This window comes from Thermoflavimicrobium daqui (assembly GCF_003313465.1).
GTDB classification, from domain to species: domain Bacteria; phylum Bacillota; class Bacilli; order Thermoactinomycetales; family Thermoactinomycetaceae; genus Thermoflavimicrobium; species Thermoflavimicrobium daqui.
Window position 1 is genome coordinate 536274 of record NZ_KZ845663.1, and the last position, 13055, is coordinate 549328.

Here is a 13055-nt window from a genome sequence, read left to right on the forward strand (position 1 = left end):
AATGATAATATCCATTATAATGTTAATAGTCTGTAACTTTATTCTACAATAAAATAATCATCATGCACATAGAAAATGCATTCTATTTCTGGTTTATCAAAAAAACATCGATTGATCCAAAAGAAATGGATCAATCGATGTTTTTCATTCCGAAAAGGAAAATCGAGATGAAGCAGTCTTATCTCTTCATTTTCTCTAATCGGTCTTGTATCTTCTCTTTAGATAAAATTACCTGAACAAATTCAGCCTCTCCTACAATAGCTCGGTTATGTTTAGCAATCACTGTACATATGACTTGGTTTTGGATCACACGAGTCACCGTTGCTGTAAAAGTAACTTGTTTTCCAATGGGAGCAGGTGCACGGTGTTTAACTTGGATTGATGCACCTAACCCTTCTTCTCCATCTTCTAAAAAAGGAAGAATCACTTTCCGTCCGACCCACTCCATATAGTAAACCATACTTACTGTTGATAAAGTGGGATGAATCATCTGACCTCCAAAGGATGCCGCCATCTCTTGGGTAACGGTAATCGTCATACTTTCTTGATAGCCAGAGGTAAGTCCTGATCTCATCGTCATCCCCTCTTCTACTCATCCATTCGTTCCACCAATGTAGCGATACCCTGTCCTACACCAATACACATGGTAGCTAGTCCTAACTTTCCTTTTCTTCGCTTTAGTTCATGAACCAGTGTAGTTAGGATACGTGCTCCACTCGCTCCAAGAGGGTGCCCTAAAGCAATAGCTCCACCATTTACATTGACCTTCTCCAGATCTAGTCCTAACTCCTGTATGCAGGCAAGTGCTTGTGCTGCAAATGCTTCATTTAGTTCAATCAGATCCAACTGTTCCACTTGTATTCCTGTTCTTTGTAGGAGCTTTCGTGTAGCAAATATAGGTCCAAGTCCCATATAATGTGGATGTGTACCTGCTACTGCAAAGCCAATGATTTTGCATAAGGGTCTTACACCTAGTCGATCTGCTGTCTCTTTTTCCATCAACAAGAGGGCTGCTGCTCCATCATTGATGCCTGAGGAATTCCCTGCTGTTACCGTTCCATTGACACGAAAAGCAGAACGGAGTTTTGCTAGTTTTTCGATCGTTGTATTCGGACGGATGTGTTCATCTTTCGTAAACTCAATAGCCTCTTTATTTTTTGTTTGAATGGAAATGGGGATTACTTCATCAGCAAACTTCTCTTGCTCCCAAGCTGCTGTTGCACGCTGATGGCTCATGAAAGCAAATTGATCTTGCTCTATTCTTGTAATTTGATATTTTTCCGCAACGTTTTCGGCAGTCTCTCCCATACTCTGTGGCTCATACATCTGTGATAGCAGTGGATTGATAAAACGCCAACCTAAAGTGGTGTCAACCAGAGTTTGATTCCCCCGTATAAAACTGGTCTCTGGTTTTAACATCACCCATGGAGCTCGTGTCATACTTTCGACTCCACCTGCAACCATAACATCGCCTGATCCAATCTTAATCGATGCATACGCTTGGTTGACCGCTTCTAATCCTGAACCACACAAGCGATTGACTGTACATCCTGCTACTGATTCAGGAATGCCAGCTAAAAGCGACGCCATTCGAGCTACATTACGATTATCTTCTCCAGCCTGATTAGCACATCCCATGAATACATCTTCGATCAAATGGGTTTGAAGGTTAGGATTTCGTAATAAAAGAGCTTGAATCACATGCGCAGCTAAATCATCGGGTCTGACCATACTCAATGTTCCTTGATAACGACCGATTGGTGTTCGTACGGCATCTACAATCACTACTTCTCGTTCGCCCATATCCTCCACTCCATCTAGTCATAATCATAAAAGCCGCGTCCTACTTCTTTTCCTAAATACCCAGCATAAATCATTTTACGCAGCAGTGGGGCAGGTCGATATCGATCTTCTCCATACTCTCGATATAGGCCTGTTAAAATAGCATAAATATAATCAATTCCCACTTGATCTGCCCAAGATAGAGGCCCTTCTGGAAAATTCGTTCCCAGTTTCATGGCTAAATCAATATCTCTTGCATTGGCAATCCTTTCGCTTAAAGCAAAAGTTGCTTCATTGACGAGAAGGGCAAGGGTTCGTGGGAAAACAAGTCCTGGTTCGTCTCCAACTATTTCTACTTGTTTTCCTATTTCACTCCAGATGGTAGTGAATTTTGCCCACTTTTGTTGGTCTCGCACTTGCAATGGTGAACTGACTTCTAAAATTTCCATTTCTGATAAGAGTAAGGGGGAAAAGCCAATAATCCTCTCAGGAACTCTAACCCATGAAGCGATTTCAGTTGCCGTACGATGTAGTACTGAAGTAAAAATAGGAATATCGGGTGGTAGAATTTTTTCAACTTCAATTAACAATTGTCTTTTATCATCATTGAAACCTGATTCAATTTCGAGGACAGCGTGGATCTTCTCTCTTTCCTGCCAACTCTCCTCTACGGAATATACCATCCAACCTTGCAATTTTAAATAGTTCGCTATTTCCGGATATAGTGCTCCATTTCCAGCTAGTATTACTCTACGACTCATAGGTAAAATGCCCCTTCCCTGTCTTACGACCCAAGGCACCACTCTCCATCATTCTCTGCTGCCGATAGTGCGGGCGAAAACGTGGCTCTGCAAAAAATCCTCTATAAACTGATACGGATGCCGCCAAATTGATATCGATACCGATCAGATCTTGTAATTCAAAGGGTCCCATCTTAAACCCAGCTGCACGTAAAATCCGATCCACTTGTGCTTTATCTGCTAAGCCTTCACTAATCAAACGATATGATTCGATATGAAAAGGTCGAGCCACACGATTAACCAAAAATCCAGGGGAGTCAGCTACCTGAACAGGCTCTTTTCCTATTTCTTTTATCCATTGTGTTACCTCTTCCATCCATTTTAATTCCGTTACTTCTCCTCTAATTACTTCTACAAGTGGCATTTTCACAGCAGGATTAAAAAAGTGTAAGCCTAGTACCCGTTCAGGATTAGCTGCTGCCGCCGCAATCTCAGTAATGGATAAAGAAGAAGTATTGGAAGCTAAAATCGTTGTATCTGAAACGATTTGCGATAGCTGAGAGAATAATTCTTTTTTTACCTCGATATTTTCAACCACAGCTTCAATAATCAGATCCATTTCCCTTAAATCTGATAAGCTCGAAACAAGATGAATGCGCTGACATAATTCTTTCATTTCTTTGGTGGTAAGCTTTCCTCTCTCTACTTGCTTAGAGAGTCGATGTTTAAGACGGCTCCAATTATTTTTCCAAGCTTTGGATGATGATTCATAAATGGCTACATTGTAGCCAACACTAGCTAAAAATTCTGCAATTCCTAACCCCATCGTTCCAGCACCGATGATAGCTAGACGATGAAATGTATCGTTGGTCATTTTACTTCACCATCAACTTCTTCACCAATAATCATTGTGACAAGCTTTCCAGCAAACTTCATTAGATCTTTGGCAGCTGCTTTTCCTTCAGGGCTCATCATGGACTCTTGTAATGCTTTCTTATCCTTGAAATACATTGTCGCTTGGAGGTAATAAGGGGATGGATCTCCCATTGGAGTAGATGTAAAACGGGTGACTTCTAGTTTTAAAAGTCCTGGCATTTTTTTGGTTAATGGGGTATGCACGTGAAAGTAATGTTCATCAAAGGCTTGAAAGTCCTCAGGATGTTTGTATAATGCAACTAGCTTTACCATGTGATATCCACACCTTTCCAAATAAATGATTCTATCTCAAACTTTAGATTAGCTTTTCATTTACCATACAAGGAACTTCATAGGGATTGGTTCAGATTCTATGATGTAGCAAACTTTACCTATCATCGATCACCCGAACTGCTTTTCCTTCACTACGTGGGATACTACCAGGTGATCCTACATGAACTTGGCAGGTTATCCCTAATGTTGCCGAAAGTTTAACCATCATCTCTCCTGCTAACTCTCTTTTCTTCTCTTCACCTCCTTGATGGTTAAATTCGTGAGTTACTTCTACTTCCAATATCAACTGATCTAAAGCACCTTCTTTTTGTACAACTAACTGATAGTGAGGTGCGAGTTCTGAATAGCCTAAGACAAATGCTTCAAATTCAGAAGGAAAAACATTTACTCCCCGAATGATGAGCATATCGTCGATTCTTCCTTTTACCCTTGACATTCTTGTATGTGTCCTGCCACACTGGCAAGGTTCTCGTGTAATGGAAGCCAAATCACCTGTTCGATAGCGAAGTAAAGGAAGTGCTTCTTTGGTTAAAGTAGTGAACACTAGTTCACCCAGTTCCCCTTCTCGTACGGGTTGTAGGGTTACTGGATTGATCACTTCAACAAAAAAATGATCCTCTGCGACATGTAGTCCATCTTTGGCTTGCCAACATTCCATAGCTACACCAGGTCCCATCACTTCTGATAAGCCATAAATATCCACTGCATGGATATTCCACATCTCTTCTAGTGCTAGTCTCATCTCTTCAGTCCATGGTTCAGCTCCAAAAATTCCATACTTTAGAGAGCTTTGGCGAGGATCTTTGTTATTTTGTATCATGACTTCACCTAGACTTAAGATAAAAGAAGGTGTTCCAGCAATGCCATCTGGCTTTAGATCTTCAATGAGCATAGCCTGACGGAGTCGATTCCCTCCTGAGGCTGGAACAGTAGCCATTCCTAGTTGTTCTGCACCATAATGCATCCCTAGGCCACCTGTAAATAGCCCATAACCATATGCATTGTGGAAACGATCCCCCATTTTCCCGCTTGCCATTACAATCGCCCTAGCACATACCTCAGACCAATTCTCTATGTCTCTCTGTGTATATCCAACAAGAGTGGGCTTACCTTTAGTCCCTGAGGAAGCATGAAGACGGACAACCTCTTCCATCTCTACGGCAAACAAGCCAAAAGGGTAGTGGTCGCGTAGATCCGATTTGGTTGTAAACGGTAGTTGTGTTATTTGTTCTATTCCCTTAAATCGACTTGGGTTTATTTTTGTTTGTTGAAATTTTTTCTGGTAAAAAGGAACCACATGGGACACACGTTCAATTACATTTTGTAAACGCTTACTTTGTAAAGCAGATAACTGAACTCGACTCATCATTTCGACTTCCGGCTGTAACAAATTAGTCACTCCTTCATTGTCTCTTTAAACCCTTTTCATTCCCTCAAAAGGTTGTTTACAGCGCTTACAATAATAGATAGCACGACAGGCAGTCGGACCAAATAAATTCTCTACTTCTCCATCTTTTGCATTACAGTAAGGACAAGCCGGAGTCGATAGAGTTTGTGTGTCATCTTGTGGAGGTGGTGCAATTCCATATTCTTTTAATCTTTCTCTGCCACTTGTTGTAATACAGTCACTGGTCCAAGGCGGATTCGTGATCCACCGTACTTCTACTTTCTCGATCCCTTCTTCTTCCAACAGCCTTGATTCAATCCGTTCGCGAATGATATCTAAAGCAGGGCAGCCCATAAAAGTTGGCTTAATCTCAACAAGGAGTTGATGATCCTTTTGAGTAATTTGATGGACCATACCCATTTCAACAATACTGATAGAAGGAATCTCAGGATCTTTCACATCTTGTAATGCCTCCCACCAACGCCCTCTCATCCTTATTCCTCCTAGAATAATCACCATCTAGCAGATGGGTCACTTTGATACACTTCGGACATCGTACTGAGTAACTTAGCTAAATCTGGGCTATGCTCGCCTTTCCGACCATCTCTTTTCACTTTGGGCCAATCACCAGGCCAAGGTAGTCCTGCTTTAAGTAATGTCGATTTAACTTGCATAATCCAACGCTCTTGTAACTCTTTCACACTAATACTAATAATTCCATATTCAAATAGCTTGTTTTCATATTCTCCCCAGCAAAATAATCCACCGATTTCCGGCCAAATATCATGAATCGCTTTCTCCAATCGTTTTTTGGCTTCTCCACCTGCTTGTCCTAAACGGTTCAAATACGCTGACATGTGTAACCGATGATAATATTCCTCTCGCCGAATTTTTATCGCTCCTTGAGCCAAAGGCTGATAGCTTGACTGTTCAATCGCTTCTAATCGACAAGAATCAAACACATCATACAAGTAGTGACGGACGATTGAATAAGCAAAGTCCCCATTTTCTCTCTCGAGTAATGTTGCATTTCGTCGTTCGGTAAGCGGACGTGCAAAAGCAAGCTGATCAGGATTTTTCTCTCCTAACTCATGTAAAAGATCGAAGTAAAACACCGCATGACCTACTTCATCTTGAGCAATGGAGCTAAAGGCGACATCTCCTTCAATATCCGGACTTAGACCTAACCATTCAGAATCGCGGTGCCCCAAAGTTAACTCATCATCAGCTAATTGAAAAAGAAATTCACATAAAACTCGATGGTAATCTTGATCTTCTTGGGCCTGTTTTGCGTTCGCGACTTTCATCGATCTCCCCCTCATCTCTTTATCCTCTAATAAATCCACTATATACACCTTATTGGATAATTCATAAATCTTTATAGAGGTTACCCTCTTTATCATCCACCCATCGTTTTTGACTCAATTCCGTTGCAGTTTGGCACAAAAGTCGATCCTACACAAAAATGATTCGCTTAAACTCTCGGTATGCTCTGGCTTTTCAATCGAATTATGCAACACGTGTTAATAGCATTTAATCTCGAAGCAGTTTTAACGATATAATTTCTATTTTTTATTCTTGGACTTTAGGTTTCTATTTTTCTCTTCTACCGCTGCTACAATCTCCTCAATTGTAAGCGTTTTCTCTTTAAACATTCGCCAAAGTCGTCCATTTTCGGTATATCCTCTTACTTCTCGATACTTTCTATCTAGCTCTCGAGCCAAAAAATCGGTTGACGTTTGATCGATGTGCTCACGTTGTACTACCCATAAACTTACAGCTGAATCCCTACGCAAAAAGTTTTCACGTGCCCATTGCATAGCCAATTCAGAGGTAGGAGCTACAAGACTCCCTACATGAATATGTGGATCTGTATAGCTCTTCTGAATAAACACTTCATATACGCCGTACTCAGCCACTTCTTTTTTGGTCATGATATCCCCCCTTAGCCAACCGGCTTACATAACATGGCTTGGCGTACCCAGCGACCACCTTCATGAGCTTGACGTCTTAGCTCAATTCGTTCACGTGATTTTGGCCCATTATTTTTCTTTACAATTTCACTAAATTTCTTCCAATCCGGTTCGGTATAAACCCAACATTTTTTTTCAGTATCATACTTTAAGTGAGGATCTGGAATGGTAAGTCCAATGGAGTGGATACGAGGAATATATTTATCAAAGAATTTTTGACGAAGTTGTTCATTAGTGAGGGTACGAATGCGGTAATGAATCATCCGCTCTGCCGCTGGAGTTACTTCTTTAGGCCCAAAGAAGAATAAAAGTGATTCCCACCAATAGTTTAACGAATCTTGGAGCATTTGCTTTTGTTTTGCCGTCCCCATGGCTAACGTTAAAATAATATTTTCTCCATGCTGCATATGGAAACTTTCTTCAGCACAAATTCGCTTAAGTACACGTGCATAAGGGCCATATGAGGTAGATAAAAGGGCAGCTTGATTAATAATCGCAGCACCATCCACTAACCAACCGATTAAGCCAGCATCAGCCCAAGTCCTAGCCTCCATATGAAAAACATTATGAAATTTCACCCGGTGATAATAAATATCTTCAATTAAATCTTCCCGCTTTTTTCCAAGGGGGTAAACCAAATCTTCTACGATACGTAGTAGTAACTGACCATGTCCCATCTCATCTTGGACTTTGGCCATGATCGCTAATTTACGACGTAAACTCGGCGCTTTCGGAACCCATTCCTTCTCTGGATAAGCTCCCATAATTTCACTAACTGCATGCATATGAATGAGTTTAATAAGGAGTTGTCTATATTCATCAGGCATCCAATCTGTAGCTTCGATTTTTTCACCCTGTTTGATCCGTTTCATAAACATTTCTTCCTGATTCAAAATGAATCCCCTCCTTTTGGCCTAAAAAGCCATAGAGTAGAATCGTCATAAACCGATCTACTATCTCATCAACCGATAACTTTCCATCTGGCTTGTACCATTGATATAGCCAGTTACCAACCGATAAGAGTAATAAACGAGCAAATTTACCATCCAAGTCATGAAGTTCACCCGATTGGATACCTTCAAGCAAAATCTGCTTCCACATTAACTCATATTGATCTCGCTTTTTTTGGATTTGCTTACGACGTTCACCTGTTAGTGCTTTCCACTCATGAAAAAAGACCGTAGCAGCTTCGATATTCTCTGCGACTACTTGGATATGTGCTCGTAAAGCAAGCCTTAGCTTTTCAGCTGCGGATTTCTCACTATTTACCACTTGCTGTAGGGATTGTAAAAATGATTGTGCTCCACGATCTGTAATTTCATAAAGTAAATCTTCTTTTGACCGAATATGTGTGTATAAACTTCCAGCCAATATACCACAAGCTTCGGAAATATCACGCATGGTAGTTCCGTGATAGCCTTTTTGACTAAATAGATGACAAGCAGTAGTTAGGATCTCTTCCTTCCTTTTAACTTTTCCCATTTTTCATTCCTCTTCTATAGAAAACAAGCGCCCGTTTGTTTTTATAATAAAAAATAGTATGAATATATGTCAATCACTATATCATCCGTTTTTTTGAATAATTCTTTCATATATTATTCTCTTCTTTGTATTTTCTTTTAATATCTACCATTTAAAAAAGTACAACCTATTCAAGCTAATATAATCGATAGCATCAACCTTCTGTCAAACAATCTAGTAGCGGTTGAAAACACAATATAATTACGGAATTTCGGGTATCTAGCAGAATAACTGCTATTTTCCCTCTTCTGTCCAGTTGTCAGTTTTTTTACATATCGTTTACAATTAAGTAACAAAAGTATTTCAAACACATCATAAGGGGGTTTCATCTATGACGTTCAACAAACTGGTACTTGAACAATATCAAGATCCACAACGATTACAAACTCGTGCAGAATATCATCAAAAGTACGGTTTAGCTCCCACATCCCTAATCGATTGGGTTTTGAATCAACTTCCTCTTCGCGGTGATGAAAAGGTTCTTGATGCTGGGTGTGGGACCGGATCTTTTCTTTTTCCCCTCGCTAAACGATTACCAAAAGGTGAGATCATTGGGATTGATCTCGTCCCTGAAATGATTACATATATTAAGGAAAAGCTTAGCCCCAACTCCAACATCCAAGTACAACAAGCAGATATCATAAACTTACCTTTTGCTGATGAAACATTTGACATCGTTATGGCTAACTTTGTCTTATTTCATATTGAAGATATTTTCGCTGCCATTGCAGAATGTAAACGTGTTTTAAAATCAGGAGGACTGGCTGTATTTGCCACCAATAGTATACATAACCGTGGGAGGTTAGAATCTATTCATCGTGCAGCACAACGCGAACTCAGTTTTCCCGAAGAAGTCATCCACTTCCCTTCACCATTCAAACGTTTTTCTATCGAAGGAGGAGGAGATTATCTTAGCCATCACTTTTCATGGTTTGAAGTCCATACACTCTATAACCAGTATGTAGTGCCAGAGACCGAAGCTGTCTTAGCATATTACACCTCAGGAATGATCGATTGGGCACTTAAAAACAAAAATATCCAAGTTCCTGCTTCTAGGTTAGAGCAACTTCGTCAACTCGTTGCTGAAAAAGTTGAACAAATCATTCATGAAGAGGGAGGTTTTCGGGAAAGTCAACTAAGTGGCTTTTTCTTAGCACATAAGAGTGAATAACAGTTTGAAACTAGCTATTAAATTTATAAAAAGAAAGGGTGTTTAGGATAAAGATTCAAACAGTCATTTTTGATTTTGATGGTACGCTCGCTGATACTCTGCCCTTGGTTTTTTATGCATTTCAAAGGGTCTTTAAGGAGTATGAACAAAGAAATGTTACACCTGAAGATATAATAAAGATGTTCGGTCCCTCTGAAGTAGAAATCATTCAAAATAATATTTCCGATCATGAGAAAATTGAGGATGCTATCCATAGTTTTTATCAGTATTATATGGACCATCATCGTCATCTAGTCAAACACTCGCAAGAAATCTTAGATTTACTTCATTATTTGAAAGCAAAAGATATGAACCTTGCTATTGTCACTGGAAAAGCGAGAAAGAGTCTGGATATCTCTCTTCAAACATTAAAAATGGATTCATTCTTTGACGTAGTAATCACCGCCGATGATCTCAATTACCCTAAGCCTCACCCAGAGGGGATTTTAAAAGTATTAGAAACACTTAAAGCAGATAAGAATCATACTCTATTTATCGGAGACAGTCTTGCAGATATTGAAGCTGGGAAACGTGCAGGTGTTTATACAATAGCTGTTCAGTGGCTTTCAACCCCACAAACCAGAGAATTTGCGATCCAACCACATCAGCTCTTTTATCATATTAATGAATTCATTGAGTTTATTGACAGGCTAGGTTACTAATCTAGTGCCAACCTCTATTGATAAATAAAAGACTAAAAAAACGAAGGAGATCATTTAGCTCCTTCGTTTTTTTAATAATTAGGATGATAATATCCAATCTGCTTAAATACTTTTTAGAGAAATCTTAACAGTAGATTAATTTTATAAAAATAACCTTGAGTACTTGTTTAGTTACCCTTAATATAAAAGAGCGTACTAAAATCTTAGTAAAAACATTTCCCAACTGTAATCACGAATATCAACGGAGGGTTTAGAAAGGGAATATCATAAAACATTTTAGTGTAATTTTAATAAAACTAACACATCCCTTTAAAGTGTTAGTTTTCTGAATACCCATTTTTACATCTCAAATAAAGAATGAACTCTTCTTTGTCACCAAGGAGTTGACGAATCATGTTTGAATTTTTTTCGAATTATCGCTTTGCTTTTTTGATTGGTGCTGAAGTCACATTTTGGATTTTGATCACGTCATTTTTCGCACTCCGTTATCTATTCCGATTTGAAAAAGCAAGTATCTTAGCCATACCACTTATATTAGCCAATGAATTGTTTATTGCTTTTCTAGGCTATATTGATTACAAAATCACAGGTCAGTTTTCCCGTTTTCAGATTATAGTGATTATCATTCTGATCTATAGTTTGACTTATGGAAAAAAAGACTTCAAACGGCTTGATCATTTTATAAAAAGGAAAATAGCAAAGTGGCGTGGGGAGCCAATCCCATCTGAGTTAGAAGAAGTAAAATTATATGGATGGGCTCATACCAAGTCGGAACTAAAACAATGGTGTATTCACCTACTTGTATACATTACCGTCCATATTATTTTTATCTTTACATTTGGCTTAAATACAGAAGTGCTTCATGATCTTTCATCTGCATTAGAAAAAGGTCAATTGTTTAAAAATGAAAGTATAACCTCACTAAGCTATGTTTGGAGTATTATCTTCGTAATTGATACAATTATTACTCTTTCTTATGTCATTTCTCCCAAAAAGAAGAAAGCTTAATTTCTTAAAAAAGAATAGAAGCCAATTGCTTATCCGGGCCTTTTTATATCTTCCTTAATCTCTGGGCGATATACTATATATAAGGCCTATTTTTTAGCTTTAATTTAATAAATTCTCTAAACTTGTCTCTTAAAGACTTCAATTCCTCACGGTTTAAATAACGATCCTGTCTTTGTACGATTCATTATAGAAGCAATGATCCAACGTCCATTTCACATCACTTCATTATATGCCAAAAGCTATGAAAATATTAAAATCGATATACAAGGAAAACTCCTAGGATATTAAAATAATTCAATACAAATTGAAAATGTTAAAATCCTTTTCCATAATAAAAATATGTTAAACTACCAAAAAACTTAAGACCCTTATTTTAGGGACATGAGGCTAATATTTTTTCCATTATATATAGAATATTTCTCCACATATAAACGTTGAACTATGTTAGAATAAAATTATACAATTCATTCAATTTACACGCTTTCTATCTGTTTCATAAATAAAAGCGTTTCGCTAAATTCCAGCATGATCTATTTTTAACCAAAATATTGCTATATGCTCTTGAGGAGTAGATTCATATGACTCGATCCTCTTTTCCTACTAATTATGATTCCACAAAGATAGACTTAATAAAAAATCATCCTTTACAAAATTCTTTACTTAAAAAGTTTTTAACGAAACCAAAAATCACTAACTACTATTCTTTTATAAAAGTGAACAACCTTTTTTATAGTAAAACAGAATTAATAGAACAGATACGTTTATTAAATCGAGCAAAACGATTTGATTATTTGGATCTTTCGCCCCTACCAATGGGTTATCAAATTCAATTTGAGTACCATGCCATCAAGCGTTGGAATGAACGGATTTCCACCCCCATTTTACCTCAACAGTTACAACTCCTACTTCAACAAATTTACTTTATGGGGCGAATCAAAATATCCAAAGATGGTTGGGGTTTTATTGATCAAGATATTCTACTTGGCTATCGATGTAAAAAAGACACATTTATTATTCAAACATTTCTAGGACGAACCTCTCTAGTTCCTCATTTAGCAAACTATCCCTCCTTATTACGGTTTAATCAAATACAAAAAGATCGAATCAATCTTCGTATTCCTACACGGATACTTCATAGACAAAAACTCCCACTAATTCCTAGAGAAATTCTATGCTTTCAAGGTGATTATCAAAAATATCAACTTGAAGAATACACTTATCACAATAACCATCAAACTAATGGGACATTATATCTTATAACCATCAAACCATTAAAAAAAGATTTTCAGACACCTCCTATCCGAAAAATTATCGATATCGACAATCCTTATATTCCAATGCTCACACGAAAAATTCTTTATATCCTTTATAAAAAAGGTCATAAGGATTTTATCTCCCGACATGTTATTTTTAATAAACCGGAAAAAGTGGGGAGACTATTAGCAAAGTCTTCAAGCTTTTTTCTCAAATAATCCAGTATCTAAATAGGATACTGGATTATAACTGATGGTATAACTCGGTTTTCTAATTCCAAAACGATTTTCTTATAAACAACAAGCAAAA

At 38.1% G+C, this 13055-nt stretch carries 15 protein-coding genes; 4 read left to right on the top strand and 11 right to left on the bottom strand.

The annotated features are described in order from the left end of the window. Window positions 1-178 precede the first annotated feature (178 nt). The 11 genes from DL897_RS02515 to DL897_RS02565 all read right to left on the bottom strand — a co-directional run bounded on the left by DL897_RS02515 (window position 179) and on the right by DL897_RS02565 (window position 8573). On the bottom strand, window positions 179-574 hold the full coding sequence (locus DL897_RS02515; RefSeq protein ID WP_113657541.1) for a thioesterase family protein: 396 nt from the start codon (window positions 572-574) through the stop codon (window positions 179-181). A 14-nt stretch (window positions 575-588) separates the two neighbouring features. Continuing rightward, window positions 589-1803, bottom strand: a complete 1215-nt coding sequence (locus tag DL897_RS02520) for a thiolase family protein (RefSeq protein WP_113657542.1) — start codon at window positions 1801-1803, stop codon at window positions 589-591. A gap of 14 nt (window positions 1804-1817) precedes the next feature. Then, window positions 1818-2543, bottom strand: coding sequence for a 3-hydroxyacyl-CoA dehydrogenase family protein (locus DL897_RS02525; RefSeq protein ID WP_113657543.1), 726 nt, complete (start codon window positions 2541-2543; stop codon window positions 1818-1820). Beyond that, on the bottom strand, window positions 2533-3396 hold the full coding sequence (locus tag DL897_RS02530; protein WP_113657544.1) for a 3-hydroxyacyl-CoA dehydrogenase family protein: 864 nt from the start codon (window positions 3394-3396) through the stop codon (window positions 2533-2535). Before DL897_RS02530 ends, DL897_RS02525 begins: the two co-directional genes overlap by 11 nt. Continuing rightward, window positions 3393-3710: an EthD family reductase gene (locus DL897_RS02535; RefSeq protein ID WP_113657545.1), complete on the bottom strand. Its 318-nt coding sequence runs from the start codon at window positions 3708-3710 to the stop codon at window positions 3393-3395. The genes DL897_RS02530 and DL897_RS02535 overlap by 4 nt, the downstream gene beginning before the upstream one ends. Before the next feature lie 115 nt (window positions 3711-3825). Further along, window positions 3826-5121 (bottom strand): phenylacetate--CoA ligase family protein, encoded by a 1296-nt coding sequence (locus DL897_RS02540; protein ID WP_113657546.1) that lies wholly within the window; start codon window positions 5119-5121, stop codon window positions 3826-3828. Between the two features lie 24 nt (window positions 5122-5145). Further along, window positions 5146-5610, bottom strand: a complete 465-nt coding sequence (paaD, locus tag DL897_RS02545) for a 1,2-phenylacetyl-CoA epoxidase subunit PaaD (protein ID WP_113657547.1) — start codon at window positions 5608-5610, stop codon at window positions 5146-5148. A 20-nt stretch (window positions 5611-5630) separates the two neighbouring features. After that, a complete protein-coding gene (paaC, locus tag DL897_RS02550) occupies window positions 5631-6425 on the bottom strand; it encodes a 1,2-phenylacetyl-CoA epoxidase subunit PaaC (protein ID WP_113657548.1) in 795 nt (264 codons plus the stop codon). Window positions 6426-6683: 258 nt separating this feature from the next. Next, on the bottom strand, window positions 6684-7052 hold the full coding sequence (locus tag DL897_RS02555; RefSeq protein ID WP_113657549.1) for a phenylacetic acid degradation protein: 369 nt from the start codon (window positions 7050-7052) through the stop codon (window positions 6684-6686). 11 nt (window positions 7053-7063) lie between these two features. After that, a complete protein-coding gene (paaA, locus tag DL897_RS02560) occupies window positions 7064-7963 on the bottom strand; it encodes a 1,2-phenylacetyl-CoA epoxidase subunit PaaA (protein WP_206186476.1) in 900 nt (299 codons plus the stop codon). Further along, a complete protein-coding gene (locus DL897_RS02565; protein WP_113657550.1) occupies window positions 7941-8573 on the bottom strand; it encodes a TetR/AcrR family transcriptional regulator in 633 nt (210 codons plus the stop codon). The genes paaA and DL897_RS02565 overlap by 23 nt, the downstream gene beginning before the upstream one ends. Window positions 8574-8943: 370 nt before the next feature. Between DL897_RS02565 and DL897_RS02570 the strand changes: the two genes are divergently transcribed. The 4 genes from DL897_RS02570 to DL897_RS02585 all read left to right on the top strand — a co-directional run bounded on the left by DL897_RS02570 (window position 8944) and on the right by DL897_RS02585 (window position 12964). Continuing rightward, on the top strand, window positions 8944-9783 hold the full coding sequence (locus tag DL897_RS02570) for a class I SAM-dependent methyltransferase (protein ID WP_113657551.1): 840 nt from the start codon (window positions 8944-8946) through the stop codon (window positions 9781-9783). Window positions 9784-9821: 38 nt separating this feature from the next. Beyond that, the gene (locus DL897_RS02575) at window positions 9822-10484 is read left to right on the top strand and encodes an HAD family hydrolase (protein WP_240627235.1); all 663 of its coding nucleotides are present in this window, start codon (window positions 9822-9824) and stop codon (window positions 10482-10484) included. A 393-nt stretch (window positions 10485-10877) separates the two neighbouring features. Then, on the top strand, window positions 10878-11492 hold the full coding sequence (locus DL897_RS02580) for a hypothetical protein (protein WP_113657552.1): 615 nt from the start codon (window positions 10878-10880) through the stop codon (window positions 11490-11492). Window positions 11493-12070: 578 nt separating this feature from the next. Continuing rightward, complete coding sequence (locus tag DL897_RS02585) at window positions 12071-12964, top strand: hypothetical protein (RefSeq protein WP_113657553.1); 894 nt, start codon at window positions 12071-12073, stop codon at window positions 12962-12964. Window positions 12965-13055 lie beyond the last annotated feature (91 nt).

Excerpts from the sequence above, each read along its gene's own strand:
- DL897_RS02515 (WP_113657541.1), bottom strand. The coding sequence starts at position 574 with ATGAGATCAGGACTTACCTCTGGCTATCAAGAAAGTATGACGATTACC.
- DL897_RS02520 (WP_113657542.1), bottom strand. The coding sequence starts at position 1,803 with ATGGGCGAACGAGAAGTAGTGATTGTAGATGCCGTACGAACACCAATC.
- DL897_RS02525 (WP_113657543.1), bottom strand. The coding sequence starts at position 2,543 with ATGAGTCGTAGAGTAATACTAGCTGGAAATGGAGCACTATATCCGGAA.
- DL897_RS02530 (WP_113657544.1), bottom strand. The coding sequence starts at position 3,396 with ATGACCAACGATACATTTCATCGTCTAGCTATCATCGGTGCTGGAACG.
- DL897_RS02535 (WP_113657545.1), bottom strand. The coding sequence starts at position 3,710 with ATGGTAAAGCTAGTTGCATTATACAAACATCCTGAGGACTTTCAAGCC.
- paaD (WP_113657547.1), bottom strand. The coding sequence starts at position 5,610 with ATGAGAGGGCGTTGGTGGGAGGCATTACAAGATGTGAAAGATCCTGAG.
- paaC (WP_113657548.1), bottom strand. The coding sequence starts at position 6,425 with ATGAAAGTCGCGAACGCAAAACAGGCCCAAGAAGATCAAGATTACCAT.
- DL897_RS02555 (WP_113657549.1), bottom strand. The coding sequence starts at position 7,052 with ATGACCAAAAAAGAAGTGGCTGAGTACGGCGTATATGAAGTGTTTATT.
- paaA (WP_206186476.1), bottom strand. The coding sequence starts at position 7,963 with ATGAAACGGATCAAACAGGGTGAAAAAATCGAAGCTACAGATTGGATG.
- DL897_RS02565 (WP_113657550.1), bottom strand. The coding sequence starts at position 8,573 with ATGGGAAAAGTTAAAAGGAAGGAAGAGATCCTAACTACTGCTTGTCAT.
- DL897_RS02570 (WP_113657551.1), top strand. The coding sequence starts at position 8,944 with ATGACGTTCAACAAACTGGTACTTGAACAATATCAAGATCCACAACGA.
- DL897_RS02580 (WP_113657552.1), top strand. The coding sequence starts at position 10,878 with ATGTTTGAATTTTTTTCGAATTATCGCTTTGCTTTTTTGATTGGTGCT.
- DL897_RS02585 (WP_113657553.1), top strand. The coding sequence starts at position 12,071 with ATGACTCGATCCTCTTTTCCTACTAATTATGATTCCACAAAGATAGAC.